We start from the raw sequence: 22,978 nt of genomic DNA, 5'->3' as shown, positions 1-22,978 counted from the left end.
ACCTTCCCCCTCGCCACCGGCTCGCTGCTGGCCTGGACGATGGCCTTCAACCACACCCTCACCCGCACCGCCCTGCGCGCCACCGAGGCCGGCTCGTACGACGTCGTCCACGCCCACGACTGGCTCGTCGCGCACACCGCCATGACGTTGCGCGACCACCTGGACATCCCGCTGGTCAGCACGATCCACGCCACCGAGGCCGGCCGGCACCAGGGCTGGCTGCCGGAGGAGATGAACCGCACCATCCACAGCGTCGAGCAGTGGCTCAGCAGCGAGTCCAACCGGGTGATCGTCTGCTCCGGGTACATGCGCGACGAGGTGAACGCGCTCTTCGGCGTGCCGGCCGGGCGGGTCGACGTGGTCGCCAACGGCGTGGAGCCGCGCCGCTGGCGGGTGCCCGCGCGTGCCGTGGCCGCCGCCCGCGCCCGCTTCGCAGGGAACGGCCCGCTGGTCACCTTCGCCGGCCGCCTCGTGTACGAGAAGGGCGTCCAGCACCTGATCGCCGCGCTGCCCCGGCTGCGCGAGCGGCACCCCGGGCTGCGTGCCGTGATCGCCGGCGACGGCCCGTACCGCGCCGAACTGGAGGCCGAGGTGCACCGCAGCGGCCTCGGCGGCATGGTCACCATGCCGGGCTTCCTGGGCGGCACCGACCTGCCGGCGCTGATGGCCGCGTCCGACTGCTTCGTCGTGCCGAGCATCTACGAGCCGTTCGGCATGGTCGCCCTGGAGGGCGCCGCGGCCGGCGCTCCCCTGGCCGTCGCCGCCACCGGTGGCCTCGGCGAGATCGTCGAACCGGGCGTCACCGGGATGACCTTCCGCCCGCACGACCCGGACAGCCTCACCGACGCCGTGGACGCGCTGCTGTCGGACCCCGACCGTTCCCGCGTCATGGCCCGCCGCGCCCGCCGGATGGTCCACGACCAGTACGGCTGGGCCGCTATCGCCCAGCACACCGCCGCCAGCTACGCGGCCGCCATCCACCACGACGCCGCGTTCACCGCCGAACGCGCCGAGCAGCGGATGTCGCAGGGTCGGGCCCTCCCGGCGCTCCCCGAGGGCAACCTGCTCGCCGCCGCCGGCCTGCGCTGAGGTGCACGCCGCGCGGTGACGCCACCTGCGGAGCCGGAACAGCCCTCGTCGGCCAGTGGGCCTCGTCCTGATTGAGCCTGATGCCTGTGAGTCATTCTGATGACGCACAGGCATCACGCTCATCAGGGATCCTGGCGAGGGCGGGAACGACGCAGGCCGTCGACCCGGATCGGGCCGACGGCCTGCGGTGGTGCGAAAATTGGTGCGTGCGGCGGAGGTCAGCGCTCGCCGAAGGGGACGTAGTCCCGCTCGGCGGAGCCGACGTAGACCTGCCGCGGACGGCCGATCTTGGTTTCCGGGTCGCTGATCATCTCGCGCCACTGGGCGATCCAGCCGGGGAGCCGGCCGAGCGCGAAGAGCACTGTGAACATCTTGGTCGGGAAACCCATGGCCTTGTAGATCAGGCCGGTGTAGAAGTCCACGTTCGGGTAGAGCCGACGGGAGACGAAGAAGTCGTCGGCAAGGGCGATCTCCTCCAGCTCCATGGCGATGTCCAGCAGCGGGTCGGGCTTGGCCATCCGGCCCAGCACGTCCTGCGCGGCCTTCTTGACGATCGCCGCCCGCGGGTCGTAGTTCTTGTAGACCCGGTGGCCGAAGCCCATCAGCTTGACGCCGTCCTGCTTGTCCTTGACCTTGCGGACGAAGGACCGGACGTCGCCGTCGCCGGCGTGGATCTGCTGGAGCATCTCCAGCACCGCCTGGTTGGCGCCGCCGTGCAGCGGGCCGAACAGCGCGTTCACGCCGGCCGAGACCGAGGCGAACAGGTTGGCGTTGCTGGAGCCGACCAGGCGGACTGTCGACGTGGAGCAGTTCTGCTCGTGGTCGGCGTGCAGGACGAAGAGCATGTCCAGCACCTTCGACATCACCGGGTCGACCTCGTACTGCTCCGCCGGCACGCCGAACGTCATCCGCAGCAGGTTGTCCACGTACCCGAGCGAGTTGTCCGGGTACAGCAGCGGCTGACCGATGGACTTCTTGTACGCGTACGAGGCGATGGTGGGGACCTTCGCCATCAGCCGGACCGTGGAGATCTCCACGTGCTCGGAGTCGAACGGGTCCAGGCTGTCCTGGTAGAAGGTGGACAGGGCGCTCACCGCGGACGAGAGCACCGCCATCGGGTGGGCGTCCCGGGGGAAGCCGTCGAAGAAGCGGCGCATCTCCTCGTGCAGCAGCGAGTGCCGCCGAATCCACTCGGTGAACTCGGTCAGCTGCTGCTCGGTCGGCAGCTCACCGTAGATGAGCAGGTAGGAGACCTCCAGGAAGGAGGACTTCTCGGCCAGCTGCTCGATCGGGTAGCCCCGGTAACGCAGGATGCCCGCGTCGCCGTCGATGTAGGTGATCGCTGATGAGGCAGCGGCGGTGTTGACGAAACCGGGGTCGTACGTGGTCATCCCGGTTTCCTTCAGCAGCTTGCTCACCCCGATACCGGCGGGGCCCTCGACCGCAGGATGCACCGGCATCGACAGCTGCCCACCGGGGTGATCGAGCTTGACTTCCGTCATGTGGTTCCTCGCTTCGCCGGCAGATCTACGTTGAATTGCCTTCGCTTCTACCGTAATTGCGGCTCGGGGGACAACGCCCGCCGTGGTTCGGCGGTGAGGTATGCGTCACCCGATTCCCGACCGGGCGGCCGGGAAACCCGGCATCCCGCCAGACGGGACCGGACCGGACCGAACCCGGAAGCCAGGTCAGGAGAGGGTGAGGCGTCGCAGCGTACCGTCCGTCGCGACCTGGAAGACGTCGAGCTGGTTGGTGCCGGCGTGGAACAGCTTGTCGTCGGCCAGCAGCGCGGCGAACCGGCGTCCGCCGGGGTCGGCCGGCACCACCGGGACGACGGCCCCGATGCGGCCGTTGACGGCGACGGCGAGCAGGGTGCCGTCCGGGATCCGGTCCGGGACGTCTCCCCAGACGAGCGCCGGGAGGGTGCCGGTGTCCGGGTCCGTGGCGGTGAACGCGGCCAGGTCGGCGACCCGGGCGCTGCCGGCGGCCGGGCCGGCACGGACCTCGGTGCCGACCAGGGGGTGGGGTGTCGGCAGGGGTGGCGGCGCGGGCACGCCACCGGGGAAGGTGACCGGCTCGCCGGGGCGGTCGTAGAAGTGCTTCGTACCGTCGGTGCGGGGGGCCTGCCGGGCGGAGCGCCCGTCGACCCGCCAGGGCAACCGGACGCCGGCCTCGTCGGCCACTGTCGGCAGCAGGTCGACGTGTTCCCAGTTGCGGTCGTCCACCCGGCCGGTCTGCTGCCGGGGTTCCTTGACGAACGTCGGCACCCAGGCGACCTCGCCGGCGGCGGCCTTGATGGCGTCCATGCCCCGGCCCTGCGCGCCGGGGCGGAAGCTGACCCCGTGGTCGGCGGTCACCACGACGAGGGCCTGGTCGTAGAGGCCGCTGGCGCGCAGCGTCCGCAGCGTCTCGCCGATCAGCCGGTCGGTGTAGCCGAGCTGGGCCAGGTGCCGCTGCCGGGCCAGGTCGACCCACCCGGCGCCGTCGTTGGGCAGGTCCTCGGGGGCGTCGTAGCGCGCCCCGGACGGCAGGTACGCCCACGGCGAGTGCGGCATCAGCAGGTGCAGGAAGTGCAGGGTGGGCCGGCTGGTCGGCTTCAGCCCGGCCAGGAAGCTGGTGAACCGGGCCGGTTGGTTGTCGTCCAGGCTGTCCCAGCGGAACTTCGGGTCGGCCGGCACCGGTTCGGCAGCGTCCAGGCCGGCCTCGGCGCGGGTCTGCTCGCGGTAGGAGTCCTCCGGGTCGACAGCGCTCTCCGTCGGCCCGGCGACCCGGCCGAGCAGCTTGCCGGTCTCCCGGACCAGCACGCCGAGCCCCTGCTCCGGGGTGACCGGCTGCTCGCAGCGGCTGGGTGGGCAGAGCCGGGTGATGCTCTCCTCGGCGCGGATGTCGTACAGGCCGCCGAAGGCGGTGAAGATGTTGTCCGGGTACTGCGAGTAGTGCGGGGCGACCGGCTTGGCCGGGTAGCGGCCGGTGAGCATCGCCGGCAGCGCGTTGGGCGTCCACCCGCTGACGCCGGTGGAGTTGCGGTACCAGGTGGAGCCGCCGGCCAGCTCGGCGAAGTGCGGGTACCTCCCGGCGTCGATCTTCCCGTCCGCGCCGAGCAGGCTGACCAGCGGCAGCTCGTCGAGGATCAGCATGACCACCGGCGGGTGCACGGCCGAGCCCTGCGCGGTGCCGGCCGCGCCGCCGTCGCCGCGCGGCAGGACCACCGCCGAGGTGGGTGAGGCGAGCAGGAAGAGCGCCACGAAGGCCACCGGGCCGGCGGCGGCCAGTCGCAGCACCCGCCCCGGCGCCCGCCACCGCCGGTGCGCGGCTGCGCCGGCGGCTCCGGCCAGCACTGCCACCAGCAGCAGGGGTACGCCCCGAAGTGGCGTGACGTGTCGGCCCACCTGCACGGCGAGGGCGGCGACCAGCAGCCCGACCAGCGCGGTGTGGGTGAGGGCGCGGGCGGTCCGGCCGGCCAGTCGGCTGAGCGCGCCGAGCACCGCCACCGCGACTGTGGGGAGCACCGTCACCAGGGCGAGCAGCAGCAGGATCTGGGCCGGGTCGGCGCGGTGGAAGAGGAAGAAGTCGGGGCTGCGGCCGAGCACGTCCAGCAGCGGCTGGGTGACCACGAGACCGACCAGCGCGACGATCTCCAGCAGCCGGCCCAGCTCACCTCGCCAGCCCCGGTCCCACAGCGGTTCAGCCACCCATCACCGTCCGGTAGAGCGTGCGGGTGCCCGAGGGCAGTTCCAGCCGGTCGGTGATGCGCCCTCGGGCGGCGAGCAACGTCTCGAAGGTGTCGCGTCGGTAGTCCGGAAAGAGGCCGGCGGGCTTGTTGGCCAGCAGCCGGGTCGCCATCGGGTCCTCCGGGTGGACGAACTCCACCACCACAGCGCCGCCCGGCGCGGTCAGCCCGGCCAGCCAGTCGATGACCTCCGGCAGCGGCACGTTGCGCCCGATCGCCAGGTGGTGCACCACGGCCAGGGCGAGCACCACGTCGGCGGACGCCCGCTCGGCGAAGCCGGCCCGCTCGACGCCCCGCCAGCCGCCACCCGGCGACGGGTCGGCCAGGTCCAGCACCAGCGGCAGGATGCGGCGCTGCCCCTCGGAGCGCAGCTGCCGGTACAGCTCGTCGACGACGCTCGGGTCCTGCTCGACGGCGACCACGTAGTCGGCGTGCCCGGCCGCCAGCCGGGAGTACCGGCCGTCGTTGGCGCCGAGGTCGAGCACCAGGCGGGGGCGGGTGCCGGCGGCCACAGCGGTGGCCACGAACTGCTCCTTCGCCACCCGGTCGCGGGCCGAGTAGCCGCAGGTGCGCTGGTAGTCCGACCAGTGGCTCTCGGGCGGGCGGCGGTCCAGCTTGCGGACCAGTTTCTCGATGCCGCGGACGGTGGCGAGCAGCAGCTCCCGGGAGAAACCGGCGGCCCGCAGTTGGTCGCGGACCTCGGTCGTGCTGGCGGCGGCGTTGCGGTGCTGCATCGCCCCGTGCAGGTGCAGGTGGGTCAGCACGCCGGGGCGCAGCCGGCGGGCCCCGTTGAAGAGTGGCCGCAGCTCGTCGGCCTCGATGCCGTCGACCCGGGCGCGCAGCCACGGTTGGAAGTCGACGCCCAGGTGGGCGGTGAGCATCAGCGGGTAGAGCACCGTCTGGCAGAACTGCCGGTAGCCGGCCCACGGTTCGCCGTCACGGACCGGCTCGAAGGAGCCGATGTCGATGAAGACCGGTTGGGAGCCGCGCCACTGGAGGTTGTACGCCGAGCCGTCCTTGGTGGTGAAACCCTCGCCGAGCGCGGCGGTCAGGATCTCCAGGTGCAGCAGGGCGGCGTCGCGCAGCATGCTGAACGACCACTCGTACGGGTGGGAGACGAACGGGATGCGCTCGTGGCGCAGTACGGCGGCCCACGGGGTTCCGGTCGCGGCGGGCACCAGTGTGGGCGGGGCGTCCTCGGTGGCGCAGACCTTGCGCGCGGCGACGAGCGCCGGAAAGAACGTGCTGCCGGTCAGTGCCCGCCAGTGCTCGGCGGCCTGGGGGTCCAGCCCGCGCAGCACCTCGTCGCCGACGTGGAAGACCCTGTTGGCGGGGTCGCGGAAGGAGGCCGGCTCGGGCCGTACCTCGGTGGGTGAGATCGCCATCGTCGGGGCTGGCCCGCTCAGCGCTGGTCGGTGGGTTGCCGGCGGAACCGGTCGACCAGCCGTCGCCAGTAGAGTTTCGCGGCGACCGCGGCACCCGCCACCCCGCCGACGACCGCCTGCACGATCAGGCTGCCGGACCCCGCGTCCAGGTAGGCCAGATGTTCCACCGATCGCTCCTTGCCTCGCCGCCTCGACACCGGCGTCCCAGGCGTACACCGATGAGGCTTTTGACCCAGAAAGCCGGACTTGTCCCTCACCGTACGCCGGTCGTCCTCGCCGTCGCGGGCACATCGGCGTACTCCCAGCCTCACCACAGAATGCGGCCGGGACGACCGGCCGCGCCGGTACGCTGCGGACGTGCGCTGGATGATCGTGGACGCGCCGCTGGACTCCTCCGGCGCAGGGCGCGGCGAGGAGCGGGCCCCGGCCGCGCTGCGCCGGGCCGGCCTGCGCGAGGCCCTGGCCGCCGACGACGACGGGCGGATCGACGAGGCGCGGTTGCGCGACCCGACCCGCGACCCCACCAGCGGGGTGATCGGCGCGGCGGACCTGGTCCGGGCCGGCGGCGCCATCGCCGCGCGGATCGGCGCGCTGATCGCGGACGGCCACCGGCCACTGGTGCTCGGCGGCGACTGCGCGATCCTGCCCGGCATCTGCCGGGGCCTGCCCCCGGCGACCGACCTGTGGTTCGTCGACGCCCACCCGGACTTCCTCGACGGCACGACCTCGCCGACCGGTGAGGCCGCCGACATGGACCTCTCGGTGGTCACCGGCAACGGCCCGGCCGCCGCCGTCGGCCCCGGCGGCGCACTGATCGAGCCGAGCCGCGTCCACCTGCTCGGGCACCGCCCGGCCACCGACGAGAGCAGCCGGGTCGAGGCGGCCCGGATCGACCCGGCGATCCACCAGGTCAACGCACCCGAGCTGCTGCGTCGGGGCGCGGCGACGGTCGGCGCGGGCCTGGCCGCCGACGGCGACGGACCGGCCTGGCTGCACCTCGACCTGGACGTGGTGGACCCGCGCGACCTGCCCGCGGTGACCTACCCCGAGCCGGACGGGCCGCGCTGGGCCGACCTGATCGCGCTGGTCACGCCGTTGGCCCGCGCCGACCGGCTGCTCGGGATGAGCGTGACCGACCTGAACACCGACGAGGACCCCGACGGGCGGCACACCCGACGCGTCGTCGAGGTCCTCACCGAGATGCTGGTCGGCTGACCGGCCGGTGACTCAGGTGCGGCGGTGCGGCCCCCAGCCCCCGTCGACTTGCACTTGCGGCGGTCAGAACGTCCCTTTCGCGAGTGATTGTCGGGGCAGTAAGTGCAAGATCGACGAGGGCTGGAGGGCTAGCGGTGGTGCATGCCGAGGCGCAGCAGCACGAACCGCAGCACTGTGGCGGCGAGGTTCGCGGCCACCAGCACGGCCAGCTCCACCGGCCGGGCGGGCACGGCGTGGACCGCGTGCAGCACGGCCAGCGACCCGCTGGTCAACGCCAGACCGAGGGCGAAGGCCAGCAGCCCCTGCGCGTGATGCCGGCCGGCGTGCCGGCGTCCGCTGATGCCGAACGTCAGCCGCCGGTTCGCGGCCGTGTTCGCCACCGCGGTCACCAACAGCGCCAGCAGGTTCGCCGGCTGCGCGCCGAGCATGCCCCGGGTCGCCACGAACAGCAGCAGGTATGCGAGCGTGCTCGCCACCCCGACCGCCGCGAACCGAACCAGTTGCCGGGGCAACCCGACCGGCACCTGCCCCGGCTGGGCCTGGCCGAGCTGGGCCTGGCCGGATTGGGCAGGCGGCGCGGTGAGCGGCGCCCGGCCGACCTGCGCGCGCAGGTCGGCCAGGGGCAGCGCGCCGGTCAGCAGCGCCCGGCCCAGCCGGCCCACGCCACGCAGGTCGGCCAGGGCGGTGGCGACGATGTCGACGCGGCTGTCCGGGTCGTCGACCCAGTCCACCGGCACCTCGTGAATGCGTAGCCCGGCCCGCTGGGCCAGCACCAACAGCTCGGTGTCGAAGAACCAGCCGGTGTCCCGTACCAACGGCAGCAGCTCTGCGGCCACGTCGGCGCGGATCGCCTTGAACCCGCACTGCGCGTCGGAGAACCGCGCCGCCAACGCCCCGCGCAGCAGGAGGTTGTAGGCCCGCGAGATCACCTCTCGCTTGGCGCCGCGCACCACCCGGGAGGTACGCGCCAGCCGGGTGCCGATCGCCAGGTCGGAATGACCGGAGATGAGCGGCGCGACCAGTGGCAACAGCGCCGCCAGGTCGGTGGAGAGGTCCACGTCCATGTACGCCAGCACCGGCGCGGACGACGCCGACCAGGCGGCGGAGAGCGCCCTCCCCCGCCCCTTGGCGTCCAGGTGCAGCACCTCGACGCCGGGCAGCTCACCGGCGAGGCCGTCGGCCACCTTCAGTGTGTCGTCGACGCTGGCGTTGTCGGCGATGGTGATCTGAAACGGGTACGGGAAGTTCGCGCTCAGGTGGGCGTGCAGCCGCCGTACGCACGGCCCGAGGTCGACCTCCTCGTTGTAGACCGGGATCACCACGTCCAGCACGGCGGCGGTGGGTCGGGCCCGGACGGCGGCCCGTGGTCCGCCCAGCGCGGTCACGACGCCTCCGTACCGGCGCTGAGGTCGTAGACGGTGACCCCGTCGACGGTCTGCGCGGTGAACGTCTCCGCGACCCAGGCGGCGATCTCCTGGGAGGCCGAGCTGCCGCCGTTGGCCCGGAAGCCATCGCCACCGACGAAGTAGTGGATCTTTCCGTCGCGGACGTACCGCTGGAACTGCGCGAGGGTCGGTGACGGGTCGCTGCCGTTGAAGCCACCGATCGGCATCACCGGTTCGCCGGTGGCGAGCTGATAGCCGGACGCGTTGTTCGAGCCGATGGTCGCCGCCACCCAGGTGTAGTCGGCGCTGTCGTGCTCCAGCAGCTCGCGTAGCGCGGTGCTGGGCTCACGGGCGTCGAGCAGCCCACCCATTCCCCCACCGGCCGGGCGCCCCTGGCCGCCGGGGACCTGGCCACCGCCCGGAAAGCCGGGTGCGCCGTTACGACCACCGCCGGGGGAGCCGGGCCCCTGTCCGCCGTTCTGGCCGCTGCCGGGGAATTGGCCACCGCTCGGGAAGCCGCCCGGGAACTGGCCGCCGGCCGGCAGCTCCATGCCGCCGGGCGGTCGCCCGCCGGGGAAACCGCCCCGGCCGAACCCGCCCGCCACGAACGGGCCGGCGCTCGGGATCGACCCGGTGTGCGGGGTCGCGGCGGTCTGCACCGCGTACGCCACCGGGCCGGCGAGGGCGGCCGCCGCGCCGAGGCCCAGCACCACCGGCACCAACCGGCGGGGCAGTCGGGTGACCAACAGGAGCAGCACCGCGCCGACCAGACCGGCGGCGAGCACTGTGGTCCGCAGCCACGGGTGCCAGTCGGGGCTGCGTCCGAGGAGCACCCACGCCCACCAGACCGTGACGGCGAGGGTGCCGGCGAGCGTCGCCGTGGCCGCGAGGGGACGCCATCGCCGCCAGCGCGTACCAGCTTCGGCGGACGCGGACGCGGGCAGCAGTCGGCGTTGCCGCCAGAGCAGCGTCACGCCGATGCCGACCAGCGCGCCGATCGCCGGTGCGAGCGCGACCGTGTAGTAGGCGTGGAAGATCCCGGACATGAAGCTGAAGATCAGACCGGTGACCAGCAGCCAGCCACCCCAGAGCAGCAGGCCGGCCCGGGTGCGGTCGGTGCGGGCCGCCCTTCCGGCCAGCAGCAGGCCGACGACCAGCAGGATCAGCGCGGCCGGCAGCAGCCAGGAGACCTGACCACCGATCTCGCCGCCGAACATCCGCAGCACGCCGTCCTGCCCGGAGAACGGGCCACCGCCGCCGCCCGGCCGTGCGCCACCGCCGCCGACGCTGCCAACCTCCTCGCCGGTGATCCGGCCGAGGCCGTTGTAGCCGAGGGTCAACTCCAGGATGCTGTTGCCCTGCGAACCGCCGATGTACGGGCGGGCGCTCGCCGGCACCAGCTCGACCAGCGCCACCCACCAGCCGGCTGAGACCACCACCGCCAACCCGGCCAGCAGCAGCTGCCGGACCCGCCGCCACAGCCCGGTCGGCGCGGCCAGCAGGTAGACGCCGGCGAAGACCGGCACCACCAGGAACGCCTGCAACATCTTGCTGAGGAAGCCGAAGCCGACCAGCACACCGACCAGCACGATCCACCGGGTGCTGGCCGTCTCCAGCGCGCGCACGGTCGCGTACGCCCCGGCGACCAGCAGCAGGACCAGCAGCGCGTCGGGGTTGTTGAACCGGAACATCAGCGTCGCCACCGGGGTGAGGGCGAGGACCGCCCCGGCGATCAGACCGGCGGCCGGCCCGTACCAGCGCTTCACCGTCGCGTGGAGCACGCCGACCGAGGCGACCCCGCAGAGCGCCTGCGGCACGAGCATCGCCCAGCTGTTCAACCCGAAGACGCGCACGGACAGGGCCATCAGCCACAGCGACGCGGGTGTCTTGTCGACGGTAATGGAGTTGGCGGCGTCCGACGAGCCGTAGAGGAACGCCTTCCAGCTCACCGAGCCGGCCTGCATGGCCGCCGCGTAGAACGAGTTCGCCCAGCCGGACGCGCCCAGGCCCCACACGTAAAGCAGGCCGGTGGCGAGCAGCAGGATCGCCAGCGCGGGCCGAGCCCAGGCCGGCGAGCGGCGCGTCGGCGGCGAGTGCTCGTCGGGGCGTGCGGCAGGTGGCGGCTCGGGTGCGGCGGCTGCCGGCAACAGGGTCTCGGTTCTGTCCACGCGGCCAGCCTTGAGGGCTCGCCTGGCGCGACGCCGTGTGCGAACTATGCGTCAGCTGTGGGATTCGGCAGCCGGACGGTGAACACGGTCCGACCTGGACGGCTCTGCACCCCTACCGTGCCGTGGTGTGCCTCCACCACCGCCGCGACGATCGCGAGACCGAGGCCGGTGCTGCCGTGGGCGCGGGATCGGGAGCTGTCGCCCCGGGCGAACCGCTCGAACATCTCCGGTTGCAGCTCCACCGGCACCCCCGGCCCGTCGTCGGCGACGGTGAGGACGGCGCTGGCGGCGTCGACCGCGAGGGTGGTGGTGACGGTGCTGCCGGGCGGGGTGTGCACCCGGGCGTTGGTGAGCAGGTTTGCCACCACCTGGTGCAGCCGGGCGGCGTCGCCGGGCACCCGGATCACCACCTCGGGCAGTTCGAGCTGCCAGCGGTGTTCGGGGCCGGCGACGTGCGCGTCACTGACCGCGTCCACCACGAGAGCGGTCAGGTCCACCGGTTCGACAGCGAGCGGCCGGCCGGTGTCGAGGCGGGCCAGCAGCAAGAGGTCGTCGACGAGGCTGGTCATCCGGGTGCTCTCCGACTCCACCCGGCGCAGGGCGTGCGCCACGTCGGCGGGAACCTCGTCGCGGCCACGCCGGGCCACCTCGGCGTAGCCGCGGATCGCCGCGAGAGGCGTCCGCAGTTCGTGGCTGGCGTCGGCGACGAACTGGCGTACCCGGGTCTCGCTGGCCTGCCGGGCGGAGAGCGCGTCGGCGACGTGGCCCAGCATCCGGTTCAGCGCCGCGCCGACCTGACCGACCTCGGTACGCGGGTCGGTGTCGGCGGCCGGGACCCGGACGGCGAGCGCCACCTCCCCCCGGTCCAGGGGCAGCTCCGTGACGCGGGTCGCGGTGGCGGCCACCCGGTTGAGCGGTCGCAGGGTCGCCCGCACGATCAGCGCGCCCGCCACACCGGCGAGCAGCAACCCGACCGCTGCCACCCCGGCCTGCGCGGCGACCAGCGCCCAGACGGTCTCCTGGACGCCGGAGAGGGGGATCGCGACGACGCGTACCCGGCCGTCCCAGTACTGCCGGGCCACGGCCCGGTAGTCACCGCGATCGCCGAGGTCGACGGTGCGCGGCCTGGCGTCGACCGGCAGGTCCGCCAGCACGGCGACCTCCCCCACCGCGACGGTCTGCTCGTCGGGGAACGGATCGGCGCTGGAGACGCTCCTGGTCAGGGTCCGGGCGCTGGTCACCCGGCCGTCGGTGATCTCGGCGACCACCGCGCCGGACGGCAACCCCTGTGGGATGCCCGGTCCGTTGCCGGGGAACGCGGGCCGTCCCGGCCGGTCGCCGCGCATGGCCGTGGCGGGGGCCAACTGGGCGTCGAGCCGGTCGATCAGGAAGTGTCGCAGCGCCACGGTGGTCAGGCCACCGATGGCGACGCTGACCAACGCCAGCAGCGCGAGCAGGGCGAACACCAGTCGGGTACGCAGCGAGCGCCCGGCCAGCCACCCGCGGGCGGCGCGCAGCGGGCGCCTACTCGGCGGGTTTGAGGACATAACCCGCGCCGCGCAGCGTGTGGATCATCGGCGCCCGACCGGCGTCGATCTTCTTGCGCAGGTACGAGATGTACAGCTCCACCACGTTGGCCTGGCCGCCGAAGTCGTAGTTCCACACCCGGTCGAGGATCTGCGCCTTGCTGAGCACCCGGCGCGGGTTGCGCATCAGGTAACGCAGCAGCTCGAATTCGGTCGCGGTGAGGGTGACGAGCTGGCCGGCGCGGCGGACCTCGTGGCTGTCCTCGTCGAGGCTGAGGTCACCGACCGTCAGCACCGCCTCCTCCCGGGCGGCGATCGCCAGCCCGGAGCGGCGCAGCAGCGCGCGCAGCCGGGCGATCACCTCCTCCAGGCTGAACGGCTTGGTCACGTAGTCGTCGCCGCCGACGGTCAACCCGGCGATGCGTTCCTCGACCGCGTCACGGGCGGTCAGGAAGAGCACCGGCACGGTGGGGGCGTGCTCGCGCAGCCGGCGCAGCACCTGGAAGCCGTCCAGGTCGGGCAGCATCACGTCGAGCACCACGGCGTCCGGCTGGAACTGTCGGGCGGTGCTCAACGCCGCCATGCCGTTACCGGCGGTGCGGACCTGCCAGCCCTCGTAGCGCAGGGCCATCGACAGCAGGTCGGTGAGCGTGGGTTCGTCGTCGACCACCAGCACCCGGACGGGTTCACCGTCGGGGCGACGCAGCTCGATCCGGCTCGGCGCGGCCTGCCCATTCATGACCATGGACCCCATGGTGGCCGCCACGCCTGTGCCGCGCCCCTGCGGAAGCTGTGCGCGAGCTGTGCGGCCGGGCCGACGCGACGCCGGCGACACCACCGCTCAGCCCCGCCTCGTGGTCACTCGGACACCCCGTACGCGTCGGTGCGCACGAACCGCATGCTCCAGCCGCCGGCCTCGTCGGGCCGGTCGCGTTCGTAGAGGTGGTCGGGGCCGGGCTGCACCGGGCCCGTGCCGTCCGGGTGCCGCATGATCCAACGTTGGGGCGGGGTGCCGTCCGACCCGGCCGGCAGCAGCCGGACCAGGCCGTCCGCGGGCCCGCCGACGAAGCGTACGGTGACCTCGCTCATCGCGGCGTCCCCTCGGGTGACCGTGCCGGCACAATCGGTGACACCGGCTCTGGCTCGCAAGCTACCGCACCCACCGCCGTGGCGCAGCGAGGTGCGCGGGGTCCGTCCACCCCGAATCCGGCTCCGGTTTGCCCAGCTCGGCGCCCGGGTACCGGCACCTCAGCATCCGCCGTCGGCGGGGCGAGGACGAGGAGTGGTCGATGCGGATGCTGGACGGGCGGTACCGGCTCGAGCAGCGCATCGGTGTGGGCGGGATGTCCGAGGTGTGGCGCGCCTACGACCAGGTGCTGGACCGGCCGGTCGCGGTGAAGCTCATCTTGCCCGGTCGCGACGATCGGAACGGCACCGTGGACCGGATCCGGGCGGAGGCCCGGTCGGCGGCCCGCCTGGAGCACCCCAACGTGGCGAGCGTGCACGACTTCGGCACCTCCTCGACGTGGCCCGGCCGAACGGTTCCCTACATCGTCATGGAGCTGGCCGAGGGTGAGACGCTCGCCGTGCACCTGCGCGCCGGGCCGCTGGACTGGCAGATCGCGGTGCGGGTCTGCGCCGAGGTCGCCGCCGCGTTGGCCGCCGCGCACGCCGAGGGCATCGTGCACCGGGACGTCAAGCCGGCCAACGTCATGCTCACCCCGGTCGGGGTGAAGGTGCTCGACTTCGGCATCGCCATCGCCGCCGGCGCGTCGGACCCGATGCCGACCGGAATGGTGCTGGGCACCCCCGCGTACCTGGCGCCCGAACAGCTGGACGAGGCACCGGCCACCCCCGCCGCCGACATGTACGCCCTCGGCGTGCTGCTCTACTACAGCCTCACCGCCCACCTGCCCTACCGCGCGGCGACCGCCAGCGAACTGCTGCACGTCCGCCGCCGTCAGCCACCGGAGCCGCTGCCCGACATCGCCGGGCTCCCGCCGGAGGTTGCCGAGCTGTGCCACTCCTGCCTCGCCGACGACCCCGAGCAGCGTCCGACCAGCCTGGTCGCCGCGCTGCTGCTGGCCGAGGCGGTGGACGCCCGGGTGTACGTGCCGATGACGATCCCGACGACCCGCCGGCCGGCCCCGACGTCGCCGTGGACCGAACGGGCCGCCGCGGAGGCCACCGAGGCGGTGTCGCTGGTGGACGAGCCGAACCTGCCCGCCGGGCGCTGACCCGACGACAGGCGGCGTTTCGCCGGGCGGCGAAGGGGTAGCCGGCCTGGTGAGCGACGGGAGAAACGCGATGCCGGATCAGAGTTCCTGGCTGCGTGAGGCCACAGCGACCGCCGAGGGCGGTCACGTACGCACCGACGATGGCGGGCTCTCCACCGCGCTGGCCTCACCGCTGGCGCCGCACTGCACCGGGCTGACCCCGGAGCAGTTGCTGGCCGCGGCCTTCGCCTCCTGCCTGCACCACGCGGCGGTGGAGGTGGCCGGGGAGATCACCGACGAGGCGCACACAGTACAGGTCCGGGCGGAGGCGAAGCTGGGGCGCGACACCGACGGTCGATACCGGGCCGACGTGCACGCGGAGATCTCCTCAGCCGGTCTGAGCCGAGAGCAACTGGCCGACCTGGTCGAGTACGCCGACCGGCTCTGGCCGTTCTCCAGCAGCGACGCCAGCCGACACCGCCTGACCGTCACCCCAGCCGAGAACGGCCGACACTAAACCCGCCCCGGGGTCTGCCCGCTCCCCACCGCGCCGATCTTGCACTTTCGGTCGTCGGTATCAGGGGGATGCCCCCTTACGTCGCGACAGCAAGCGCAAGATCGCGGAGCAGGGCGGGGATCTTGGAGCGACGGGGGGCCGGTTGGTGGAGGGGTGCCTCGGGTGTTCGGGTGATCGGCTGACATGGCTGCGGGCTCGGCCGGCAGAGTGGCGGGGCGACCGGATGTGGCCGGCAAGTCGGGAATAACCGTCTGGAGTGATCCGCGAGGTTGATGAGCTTCGCTCGTGGTTTGCCCGCTAAAGTCGGCATGATCAGGGCAAATTGTGGCGCATGCCACCGTACGGGCTGGTGGCATCGGGCATTCAGCTCTTTAGCCTCGGCAGGTGCCTCCCGACGACCCCTCCGACCAGAAGCTGACCGAAGCGCGCCCGAGCACCCTTTCGGACGACGCCACATCAACCGAACGGACGATCGGCCGTCACCGCGCCGCCGAATCGTCGCGGCGTACCCTGCTGGGCTCGACCCCGGTGCGGGTGGCGCTGGCCACCGGTGTCACCTGCTGCCTCAGCCTCGTCGCGGTCGCCACCGCGCGCGGCAACGACGACACCCCCCGCCCGGTTGAGCCGCTCGCCGAGGCGGTGGCCGACCGCGCCGCCATCGCCGACGAACGCGCCTCCCGGTCGCTGGACCGCGACGCCGCCCCCGCCCGGATCCTGCCGCCCAGCCCGACGGCCAAGCCCACGCCCACCCCCACCGCCGTCCGCAAGGCTCCCAAGAAGCCGGTCAAGCCCCGCCGCCCCCGGCCGGTCGCCGGCCTCGACCAGGCACAGATGGACAACGCGAAGATCATCGTGGACGTCGGCCTGGAGATGAAGATGCCGCGTCGGGCCCTGGTGGTGGCACTGTCCACCGCCATGCAGGAGAGCAACCTCTACAACCTGGCCAGCGACGTCCTGCCGGAGTCGGCGGAGTACCCGAACCAGGGCAGCGGCTCCGACCACGACTCGGTCGGGCTGTTCCAGCAGCGGCCCAGCAGCGGCTGGGGCACTGTGGCCCAGCTGATGCGCCCGTCGTACGCCGCGCGGGCCTTCTACACGGCTCTCAACGAGATCCCCGGCTGGCAGGACATGAGCGTGACCGCCGCCGCGCAGTCCGTGCAGATCTCCGCCTACCCGGACGCCTACGCCCAGCACGAGGATCGCGCGACCACCGTCGCGGCGGCGCTCACCGCCTGAGCCGGGCACCGACGCCCGCGCCCGCACGTCTCAGCGACGACCGGGCGGAGGCTCCACGCCCGCGTCCAGGCCGCCGGCCCCGACCCGACTGCCCGGCACCCCGGCGGCCGCGGTGGGGGTGTCGGCGGGCACCTGGTCGGCCGTCACCTGGCTGAGGATCTCGTCCACCCGCACCTCGCGCCGTCGACGAGCGTCCAACGCCGCCTCGAAGTCACGTCGGGCCTGCACGGCCTCCGCGTACGCCCGCTCCCGCACCCGCCGTGCCTCCTCGCGGGCCTCGTCCAGCTCGGCGCGGGCCTGGGCCCGGATCTCGGCCGCCTCGCGCCGCACCGCGTCACCGGCGTGCCGGGTGGCGGCGACGTCGCCCAGGTCCAGCCGTTGCAGGAGGCCGCTGAGCCAGGCCGCCTCTTGCCGGATCTCGTCCCACTCCCGGGCCGCCCCGGCCGCGCCCTCGGCCCGCGCCGCGAGCCGGGACAACCGGACCCCCAACTCGTCCAGGCAGTAATCCACCTGCCGCTGGTCGTAACCGGTCTCAACGACGGAGAACCTCATACTGTCGCCCCCCAGGCAGCTGCTGTTACTTCCCCACCTGGATCCTCGGCCGCGACCGCTCGCGCCGAGGGGGTTCGGGGAAAATGTTCAGCATGCGCGCAGGTGGCGCGGGCGTCAGACCCGCTTGGGCAGCACGACGACCCGGCCGAAGAACTCGTCGATGCGGCGGACCACGTCGTTGAAGTCGTCCAGGTCGATTGGCTTGGTGACGTACGCGTTGGCCTGCAAGGTGTAGCTGCCGACGATGTCGGTGTCGGCGTTGGAGGTGGTCAGCACGACGATCGGGATGGTCCGCAGATCCTCGTCCTGCTTGACCGCCCCGAGCACCTGCCGACCGTCCATCCGCGGCATGTTCAGATCCAGCAGGATCACGTCCGGTCGGCGGGCCTGCTCGTGCCGGCCCTCGGCGCGGAGGAACTCCATCGCCTCCTCGCCGTCACTCACCACGTCGATGATCTTCTCGACGTCGGAGTCCGCCAGCGCCTCCTCGATCATGAGCACGTCACCCGGGTCGTCGTCGACCACCAGGATGCGTACCGGCTGCGGGCTGTCTACGCCCATCACTACCTGCCTCGGAGTCGGCGGGGACGGGACCCTGACGGTCACCGCGTTGGCGGGGAAATGCTGGCGGGGAAATGCTGGCGGGGAAATCTAGCCCATCAGGAAGCACTGCGGGACGCGGGGTCGACCGGCTCCGGTTCGTAGCGCAACACGTCGGCGAGGCCGGTGACGCGCAGCACCCGCTCGACCCGCCCGTGGGCACCGGTGAGCCGCAGCCATCCCCCGTCGGCCGCCGCCCGATTGTCGCCCCGGACGAACACGGCCATTCCGGTGGAGTCGCAGAACGTGAGGTCGGTCAGGTCGAGCAGCACCCGGGTCTCGCCCGCCGCGGTGAGCCGGTCGATAGCGGCGGTCAGCTCGGGGGCGGTGCTCAGGTCCAGCTCGCCCACGAGCCGCAGGCAGGCGCCACCACCGTCGCGCTCGACGTGATTGACGCTGAACGTCACCGTTCTCCCCCTCGCTCCACCCTCGGGTGGGACGTTTGCAGTCCGGCAAGTATACGCAGAGCTGCATCGCCCGCCGCCGAGCGCGGTGATCGATCCGGCTGCCACCGGCGGGTCGGTCAGCGGGCCAGGCCCGGCAGCGCCGCGCATCCCAGCGCCAGCGCCCGCGCCGCCCGGGGAAAGTCCCGCAACGCGGCGGCGTAGTGCTCCAACGGCAGGACGACCGCCCCGGCGGGCACCCCAGGACTGCGCAGAATCCCCGACAGCCACTCCACGAACTCGGTGAACAACGAGGGGTCGTCGACGTAGACCGCCGCGGCCAGAAAATCCGCTATGTGGCCCAGGTCGCTCACTGTCGCGTCGAGCTGCGCGGCGGTGTACGCCCGGGCCGCCGGCACCCCGCGCAGCGCCCGCTCGTCGGCGATCAGCTCGGCCGCCGAGGGCGCGTCCGGCGCCCAGGCCACCCCGAGCCGGCGCGCCCACCGGCCGTCCGTGCCGAACCCACGCCCGCCGACCACCACCGGCACGTCCGAGCGGCGGCAGGCCTCGATCATCCGGTGGGCGTACGGCAGGCGCATCGGCAGCGCGCACGCCAGCGCGACAGCGTGCGCGTCGTAGCGGTGCAGGTACGACACGAGGTGCGCCGCGGGGACGCTGGCGCCCAGGAAGGTCACCTGCCACCCGCGTAACCGCAGCACCTCCGCCACCAGCCGGGGCGGCGGCGCGTGCCACTCGCCGTCCATGCAGGCGACAACGACCCGGCCGCCGGTCGGCCGCGGTTTGACGTGCGCGGAGACCGCCGCCACCACCTGCTCGCTGATGTGGGTGGCCGCGTGCTCCTGGGCGACGCTCCACTCGTTGCGCGCCCATCGCTCGCCCACCTCGGCCTGGGCGGGGGCGACAAGGTCGAGCAGCACCCGCTCCGCCGGGACGCCCGCGTCGAGCAGGCCGATCGCCAGGTCGGTCGCGGCGTACTCGTCGGCGTCGGCGAGGTGGTCCAGGTATCCGGAGTACGCCTCGCCGAGGTCGGTGGTGGCCGTGGCGGCGGTCACGCGGCGGTCCCCTCTGTCTGGTCGACGCCGGCGGGCACCGCGTGCAGGTGCCGCGCCCCGCGCCCGTTCAGGCCGGGCGCCCCGCAGCGCCAGCACGGCGATGTCGTCGTGGTCGCCCTGCGCCAACCAGTCGCAGGTGAGCTGCTCGACCCGTTCGGCCAGGGCCGGCGCGGGCATCCGGCCCCGGTGCTGGTCGACCTGACCGGGGTGACCCTCTGCGACTCCTCCGGGCTCAGCGCCGACGACGACGTGCGCGCCATCGGCTGACCCGCAGGCCACCCCCGTGAGCGAACGGGGTGGCCCCCGACCCTGGGACCTGGGGTCGGGGGCCGGAGGAATGTCTAGGGCGCCGTCATCGGCTGGAGCCGGGGGCCGTCCTCACGCAGCTCGCCGATCGGAGCCGCGTCCACGTCCTCCGGCTTCCCCGAATCGGGCGTCTGGTACAGGTAGCGGACGAACTGCCCACCCGCCTCGTTGTCGTCCGCACCGGGCCACTGACCGATGCAGTCCATCCCGATCACCTCGCGGCCCGTTCCGTCGGCCTCCTCGAGCAGCGCCCACAGGCTCACCGGGTAACACCTGGTGACCTCGGGTGTCAGCTGCCAGCGGGCGTACCAACCGGGTCGAGCGGGGACGATCTCGACAACTTCCTTCATGACGACCTTCCTTCCGCGTACGTCGGAAGAACTCCGGTCCTGACCCGATCGTGCGGGCCGTGCGGGTGAGCACCCCTCACCCCCGCCGGATGAAGCGTGGCGCGGGCCGGTCCGACCCGGCCGGCGGCCTCCGTTTCGTTCTCCGGGACGGCGGGAAGGCGACTGGCGCAGCCACGATCCCCAGCGGAAGGGATGCCAGCATGCGCAAGCAGATGGAGGGCGACAACCAGAGGCGCCGGGCGCTGGCCCGGCAGGCCCGGGAACAGAATCGCCAGCCCAGCGAGATCGGCGCCAGCCTGAGCGCGTCCAAGCAGCTCACGAGCCTCGATGCGGGTAAGCGCGCCGGCCCGCCAGCGGCCGGGCCGCACAAGTCGGACACCACGCGCGGTGGACCGGCACCGCCGCCCGTCGGTAGCGCCGACAACCCGCGACCCCAACCGTCCCCGCCGAGCGGCGCGGCCGGTGTGAACAGCATGGGCTACCACGACCTGGTCGACGAGGTCCGTCGTCGCGCCGGGGTCGACTTCAAGACCGCCAAGGTGGGCACCGAGGCGACTGTGCTGGTCCTCGCGTTCGCCCTGGAGGCCGCCGAGCGGCAGCGGCTGCTCGCCGCGGTGCCGGCGTCGCTGCACGACGTGGTGCCGGTCGACGGCATCGAACGGCACCAGGATCTGCCGGGCTTCCTGGCCGAGGTGGGCCGGATCAGCGGCAACACGCCTGAGCAGGCCCGGTACCAGGCCGAGGCGACGATCGCCGCGCTCGCCGAGCAGGACGGCGACCTGGTCGAGTCGTTGCACGTACCCGACGGGTTGCGCGACCTGCTGAACCCGCCGGAGGCCGGCGGCGGCCTGGTGGGCGCCTCCACCACCACACCCACCCTGGACGCCGACGAGATCAGCGCGGCGCTGGACGACCTGCCCTACTGGGCCGGCGACAGCCAGGGCCTCTACCGGGTGGTCGCGCTGCCGCCCGACAACCTGGACCGGGTGCTCGCCCGGCTCGACCGGCTGCGCCAGGACAACGGCCGCGGCCCGAGCATCGGGCGTCCGGGCGACACCGCCGCCGTGCTGACGGTGCGGACCAACCAGGCCAACGGGGTCACCGCGCTCGACGTGGACCTCGCCCGCCAGATCGACGACGCTATCGACGAGGTGGGTGCCGGGATGGCCGGCGGCTGACCGGTTACCACGACATCGGCGGGCCGGCGGACCGGGGGCGACCCCGCTCCGCCGGCCCGTCCGCCGTGTCGGGCCCCGGGCCGGGCGCACAGTGGGTTCGGCTAGCGTGCCGGACATGAACCGCGCCGCCGACCGGCTGGAGCTGGTCGCCGACCCGGTCCGCCGGACCGGGCGGACACTGCTGTCCGCCGGGGTCGAGCAGTCGTACGTGGATGTCGAGGACCCCCGGCACCTGCACTTCGAGTACGTCCGGCGGATCGCCTCGGCGGTGGAGGTGGCGGCCCCGGCCGGCACCCCGTTGACCGTCCTGCACCTGGGTGGCGGCGCGTTGACGGTGCCCCGCTGGCTGGCCGCCACCCGACCCGGATCCCCGCAACGGGTCGTCGAGCGGGACGGGGCGGTGGTCGAGCTGGTGGCCCGGGAGTTGCCGCCGCTGCCGCCGGAGGTGCGGGTGGAGGTCGCCGACGCCTCCGACGCCCTGACCGGCACCCGGGACGGCAGCTACGACCTGGTGATCGCCGACATCTACCGCGCGGCCCGGATGCCCCGGCACGTGCGCACCGTCGAGTTCGCCGCCGAGGTGGCCCGCGTCCTGCGCCCCGGCGGGTCGTACCTGGTCAACGTCACGGACCTGCCGCCGCTGGTCGGGACCCGGGTGCAGGTGGCCACGTTGCGGGCGGTCTTCGCCGACGTGTGCGTCGTCGGCGACCGGCGGATGCTGCGCGGCCGCAGGTACGGCAACCTGGTGCTGGCCGCGACCTCCCGCCCCGGCGGGCTGCCGGTGGCCCGGCTGGCGGTGGCCGGCCTGCGCGACCCGGTGCCCGGCGGGCTGCTGCACGGCGCCGCGCTCGACACGTTCGTCGCCGGCGCCCGCCCCGTCACCGACGCTGACGACAACTCCCGCCACTGATCGCCGTTGTGCCCGCAATGCCGGGTTTCCGACGGCGCGCGCGGGGAAGGCCCGGCGGATGAGCAACACCGTCGATCGGGAGACCGGCCGCCGAACTCTGATCGTGATCGGTCTGGTGCTGGCGACCGCGCTCGCGTTGGGATTCGTCTACGCGACCCGGCGGGTGCTGGTCTGGGCGGTGGTCGCCGCGTTCTTCGCCGTCGCGCTCAAACCCCTCGTCGACCGGCTGCAACGCCGCTTCGTCAGACGTCGGGCACTGGCCACCCTGCTGGTGTTCCTCGCCGCGTTCGTGCTGCTGGCGATCCTGGCCGCGCTCATCCTGGTGCCGTTGTTCGGGGAGTTGGGCCGCTTCGCCGACCGGGCGCCCGAGCTGCTGCGGGAGGCCCGCGCCGGACGGGGCCCGGTGGGGCAGGTGCTGGAGCGCACCGGGGCACGACGTTACGTCAGCGAGCACTCCGAGCAGCTACGCGACCTCGGCGGCCGGCTGCGCCAACCCGCTGTCGGTGTGCTGCGCGGCGTCGTCGAGTCGGTCGCCGGGCTGGTCACTGTCATCGTGCTCGCGTACCTCATGGTGTTGGAGGCGCCGCGGATCACCCGCGGCCTGCTCGCGGCGGGCGGGGACGGTCAGGGCGAGCGGCTGCGCCGGGTGGGCCGGGAGGTGTCGCGCACCGTCACCGGCTACCTCACCGGGAACCTGTTGATCAGCGTGATCTGCGGGGCGTTGACCTTCGTGGTTCTGACCCTCACCGGGGTGCCCTTCGCGGCGGTGATCGCTCTGCTGGTGGCGGTGGCCGACCTGATACCACTGGTCGGGGCGACCCTCGGCGCGGTGATCGCGGCCGGCGCCGGCTTCCTGCACTCCCCCACCGCCGGGGTGGTGGTGCTGGTGTTCTTCGTGGTCTACCAACAGCTGGAGAACCACCTGCTCCAGCCGCTCATCCTGTCCCGCGCGGTCCGGCTGAACCCGTTGACGGTGCTGATCAGTGTGCTGCTCGCGGCGGAGCTGGCCGGTCTGCTCGGCGCGCTGCTGGCCATCCCCGCCGCCGGCATCATCCAGACCCTGCTGCGCGAGTACGGCCCGCGCCGGCTCCGACCCGCCCCGCCGGCCGGTCCGGCCGCGCGGTCCGCCCCGCCGGCCGGCTCCACCGACTGACCGGCG

23 protein-coding genes are annotated in these 22,978 nt (G+C 73.3%); 9 read left to right on the top strand and 14 right to left on the bottom strand.

From position 1 onward, the window contains the following. Positions 1 to 1,089 (top strand): glycosyltransferase family 4 protein (locus ABZS40_RS33290; RefSeq protein ID WP_354948210.1); only part of this gene is annotated, 1,089 nt, incomplete at its 5' end. A 218-nt stretch (positions 1,090 to 1,307) separates the two neighbouring features. Here the strand turns inward: ABZS40_RS33290 and ABZS40_RS33285 are convergent. The 4 genes from ABZS40_RS33285 to ABZS40_RS33270 form a co-directional block, all read right to left on the bottom strand. Further along, positions 1,308 to 2,591 carry a citrate synthase gene (locus ABZS40_RS33285; RefSeq protein ID WP_354948209.1) on the bottom strand — a complete coding sequence of 428 codons (1,284 nt, stop codon included), beginning with the start codon at positions 2,589 to 2,591 and terminating at the stop codon, positions 1,308 to 1,310. A 186-nt stretch (positions 2,592 to 2,777) separates the two neighbouring features. Further along, positions 2,778 to 4,781, bottom strand: a complete 2,004-nt coding sequence (locus ABZS40_RS33280) for a sulfatase-like hydrolase/transferase (protein WP_354948207.1) — start codon at positions 4,779 to 4,781, stop codon at positions 2,778 to 2,780. Continuing rightward, positions 4,774 to 6,204, bottom strand: coding sequence for a class I SAM-dependent methyltransferase (locus ABZS40_RS33275; RefSeq protein WP_354948205.1), 1,431 nt, complete (start codon positions 6,202 to 6,204; stop codon positions 4,774 to 4,776). The genes ABZS40_RS33280 and ABZS40_RS33275 overlap by 8 nt, the downstream gene beginning before the upstream one ends. A gap of 17 nt (positions 6,205 to 6,221) precedes the next feature. After that, on the bottom strand, positions 6,222 to 6,371 hold the full coding sequence (locus tag ABZS40_RS33270; RefSeq protein WP_165947858.1) for a hypothetical protein: 150 nt from the start codon (positions 6,369 to 6,371) through the stop codon (positions 6,222 to 6,224). Positions 6,372 to 6,570: 199 nt separating this feature from the next. Here ABZS40_RS33270 and ABZS40_RS33265 point away from each other — a divergent pair, with 199 nt between their 5' ends. Next, positions 6,571 to 7,419: an arginase family protein gene (locus ABZS40_RS33265; protein WP_354948217.1), complete on the top strand. Its 849-nt coding sequence runs from the start codon at positions 6,571 to 6,573 to the stop codon at positions 7,417 to 7,419. Between the two features lie 128 nt (positions 7,420 to 7,547). On the opposite strand, the gene ABZS40_RS33260 is transcribed toward ABZS40_RS33265, so the two are convergent. The 5 genes from ABZS40_RS33260 to ABZS40_RS33240 all read right to left on the bottom strand — a co-directional run bounded on the left by ABZS40_RS33260 (position 7,548) and on the right by ABZS40_RS33240 (position 13,587). Continuing rightward, entirely contained in the window at positions 7,548 to 8,804 is a 1,257-nt protein-coding gene (locus ABZS40_RS33260; protein ID WP_354948203.1) for a glycosyltransferase, read from the bottom strand. Then, on the bottom strand, positions 8,801 to 10,972 hold the full coding sequence (locus tag ABZS40_RS33255) for a glycosyltransferase family 39 protein (protein WP_354948201.1): 2,172 nt from the start codon (positions 10,970 to 10,972) through the stop codon (positions 8,801 to 8,803). Before ABZS40_RS33255 ends, ABZS40_RS33260 begins: the two co-directional genes overlap by 4 nt. Before the next feature lie 44 nt (positions 10,973 to 11,016). After that, positions 11,017 to 12,519, bottom strand: a complete 1,503-nt coding sequence (locus ABZS40_RS33250) for a HAMP domain-containing sensor histidine kinase (protein WP_354948199.1) — start codon at positions 12,517 to 12,519, stop codon at positions 11,017 to 11,019. Then, complete coding sequence (locus ABZS40_RS33245; RefSeq protein WP_091408175.1) at positions 12,497 to 13,243, bottom strand: response regulator transcription factor; 747 nt, start codon at positions 13,241 to 13,243, stop codon at positions 12,497 to 12,499. Before ABZS40_RS33245 ends, ABZS40_RS33250 begins: the two co-directional genes overlap by 23 nt. Positions 13,244 to 13,356: 113 nt before the next feature. Further along, positions 13,357 to 13,587, bottom strand: a complete 231-nt coding sequence (locus ABZS40_RS33240) for a hypothetical protein (protein WP_354948197.1) — start codon at positions 13,585 to 13,587, stop codon at positions 13,357 to 13,359. Between the two features lie 200 nt (positions 13,588 to 13,787). Between ABZS40_RS33240 and ABZS40_RS33235 the strand changes: the two genes are divergently transcribed. The 3 genes from ABZS40_RS33235 (at position 13,788) to ABZS40_RS33225 (ending at position 16,467) form a co-directional block, all read left to right on the top strand. Continuing rightward, entirely contained in the window at positions 13,788 to 14,735 is a 948-nt protein-coding gene (locus tag ABZS40_RS33235; protein ID WP_354948195.1) for a serine/threonine-protein kinase, read from the top strand. Positions 14,736 to 14,805: 70 nt separating this feature from the next. Next, on the top strand, positions 14,806 to 15,231 hold the full coding sequence (locus ABZS40_RS33230; protein WP_354948193.1) for an OsmC family protein: 426 nt from the start codon (positions 14,806 to 14,808) through the stop codon (positions 15,229 to 15,231). A gap of 384 nt (positions 15,232 to 15,615) precedes the next feature. Continuing rightward, positions 15,616 to 16,467: a hypothetical protein gene (locus tag ABZS40_RS33225; protein ID WP_354948191.1), complete on the top strand. Its 852-nt coding sequence runs from the start codon at positions 15,616 to 15,618 to the stop codon at positions 16,465 to 16,467. Positions 16,468 to 16,497: 30 nt separating this feature from the next. Here ABZS40_RS33225 and ABZS40_RS33220 read toward each other — a convergent pair whose 3' ends face one another. The 4 genes from ABZS40_RS33220 to ABZS40_RS33205 all read right to left on the bottom strand — a co-directional run bounded on the left by ABZS40_RS33220 (position 16,498) and on the right by ABZS40_RS33205 (position 19,075). Further along, the gene (locus tag ABZS40_RS33220) at positions 16,498 to 17,019 is read right to left on the bottom strand and encodes an ATPase (RefSeq protein ID WP_354948189.1); all 522 of its coding nucleotides are present in this window, start codon (positions 17,017 to 17,019) and stop codon (positions 16,498 to 16,500) included. 114 nt (positions 17,020 to 17,133) lie between these two features. Beyond that, positions 17,134 to 17,580, bottom strand: a complete 447-nt coding sequence (locus ABZS40_RS33215; protein ID WP_330441079.1) for a response regulator — start codon at positions 17,578 to 17,580, stop codon at positions 17,134 to 17,136. Positions 17,581 to 17,678: 98 nt separating this feature from the next. Further along, complete coding sequence (locus tag ABZS40_RS33210; RefSeq protein WP_354948187.1) at positions 17,679 to 18,026, bottom strand: STAS domain-containing protein; 348 nt, start codon at positions 18,024 to 18,026, stop codon at positions 17,679 to 17,681. A 116-nt stretch (positions 18,027 to 18,142) separates the two neighbouring features. After that, complete coding sequence (locus ABZS40_RS33205) at positions 18,143 to 19,075, bottom strand: cobalamin-dependent protein (protein WP_354948185.1); 933 nt, start codon at positions 19,073 to 19,075, stop codon at positions 18,143 to 18,145. A 108-nt stretch (positions 19,076 to 19,183) separates the two neighbouring features. Between ABZS40_RS33205 and ABZS40_RS33200 the strand changes: the two genes are divergently transcribed. Beyond that, positions 19,184 to 19,342, top strand: coding sequence for a hypothetical protein (locus ABZS40_RS33200; protein WP_354948183.1), 159 nt, complete (start codon positions 19,184 to 19,186; stop codon positions 19,340 to 19,342). A gap of 74 nt (positions 19,343 to 19,416) precedes the next feature. On the opposite strand, the gene ABZS40_RS33195 is transcribed toward ABZS40_RS33200, so the two are convergent. Then, complete coding sequence (locus tag ABZS40_RS33195; protein ID WP_238679016.1) at positions 19,417 to 19,731, bottom strand: hypothetical protein; 315 nt, start codon at positions 19,729 to 19,731, stop codon at positions 19,417 to 19,419. 200 nt (positions 19,732 to 19,931) lie between these two features. On the opposite strand from ABZS40_RS33195, the gene ABZS40_RS33190 reads away from it, so the two are divergent. From ABZS40_RS33190 to ABZS40_RS33180, 3 genes are all read left to right on the top strand, one after another. Further along, positions 19,932 to 20,909 (top strand): DUF2267 domain-containing protein, encoded by a 978-nt coding sequence (locus ABZS40_RS33190; RefSeq protein ID WP_354948181.1) that lies wholly within the window; start codon positions 19,932 to 19,934, stop codon positions 20,907 to 20,909. Positions 20,910 to 21,024: 115 nt separating this feature from the next. Continuing rightward, positions 21,025 to 21,819 (top strand): fused MFS/spermidine synthase, encoded by a 795-nt coding sequence (locus ABZS40_RS33185; protein WP_354948179.1) that lies wholly within the window; start codon positions 21,025 to 21,027, stop codon positions 21,817 to 21,819. A 58-nt stretch (positions 21,820 to 21,877) separates the two neighbouring features. Next, the gene (locus tag ABZS40_RS33180; RefSeq protein WP_354948178.1) at positions 21,878 to 22,972 is read left to right on the top strand and encodes an AI-2E family transporter; all 1,095 of its coding nucleotides are present in this window, start codon (positions 21,878 to 21,880) and stop codon (positions 22,970 to 22,972) included. Positions 22,973 to 22,978: the final 6 nt, after the last annotated feature.

The organism is Micromonospora sp. NPDC005324 (assembly GCF_040607155.1).
Taxonomy (GTDB): Bacteria; Actinomycetota; Actinomycetes; order Mycobacteriales; family Micromonosporaceae; genus Micromonospora; species Micromonospora trifolii.
This window is presented reverse-complemented; position numbering and strand designations above follow the sequence as displayed.

Bases quoted from the DNA above. Each gene is read 5' to 3' on its own strand.
- ABZS40_RS33285 (WP_354948209.1), bottom strand. From the start codon at position 2,591: ATGACGGAAGTCAAGCTCGATCACCCCGGTGGGCAGCTGTCGATGCCG.
- ABZS40_RS33275 (WP_354948205.1), bottom strand. From the start codon at position 6,204: ATGGCGATCTCACCCACCGAGGTACGGCCCGAGCCGGCCTCCTTCCGC.
- ABZS40_RS33265 (WP_354948217.1), top strand. From the start codon at position 6,571: ATGATCGTGGACGCGCCGCTGGACTCCTCCGGCGCAGGGCGCGGCGAG.
- ABZS40_RS33250 (WP_354948199.1), bottom strand. From the start codon at position 12,519: ATGTCCTCAAACCCGCCGAGTAGGCGCCCGCTGCGCGCCGCCCGCGGG.
- ABZS40_RS33245 (WP_091408175.1), bottom strand. From the start codon at position 13,243: ATGGTCATGAATGGGCAGGCCGCGCCGAGCCGGATCGAGCTGCGTCGC.
- ABZS40_RS33240 (WP_354948197.1), bottom strand. From the start codon at position 13,587: ATGAGCGAGGTCACCGTACGCTTCGTCGGCGGGCCCGCGGACGGCCTG.
- ABZS40_RS33235 (WP_354948195.1), top strand. From the start codon at position 13,788: ATGCGGATGCTGGACGGGCGGTACCGGCTCGAGCAGCGCATCGGTGTG.
- ABZS40_RS33230 (WP_354948193.1), top strand. From the start codon at position 14,806: ATGCCGGATCAGAGTTCCTGGCTGCGTGAGGCCACAGCGACCGCCGAG.
- ABZS40_RS33220 (WP_354948189.1), bottom strand. From the start codon at position 17,019: ATGAGGTTCTCCGTCGTTGAGACCGGTTACGACCAGCGGCAGGTGGAT.
- ABZS40_RS33215 (WP_330441079.1), bottom strand. From the start codon at position 17,580: ATGGGCGTAGACAGCCCGCAGCCGGTACGCATCCTGGTGGTCGACGAC.
- ABZS40_RS33195 (WP_238679016.1), bottom strand. From the start codon at position 19,731: ATGAAGGAAGTTGTCGAGATCGTCCCCGCTCGACCCGGTTGGTACGCC.
- ABZS40_RS33190 (WP_354948181.1), top strand. From the start codon at position 19,932: ATGCGCAAGCAGATGGAGGGCGACAACCAGAGGCGCCGGGCGCTGGCC.
- ABZS40_RS33185 (WP_354948179.1), top strand. From the start codon at position 21,025: ATGAACCGCGCCGCCGACCGGCTGGAGCTGGTCGCCGACCCGGTCCGC.
- ABZS40_RS33180 (WP_354948178.1), top strand. From the start codon at position 21,878: ATGAGCAACACCGTCGATCGGGAGACCGGCCGCCGAACTCTGATCGTG.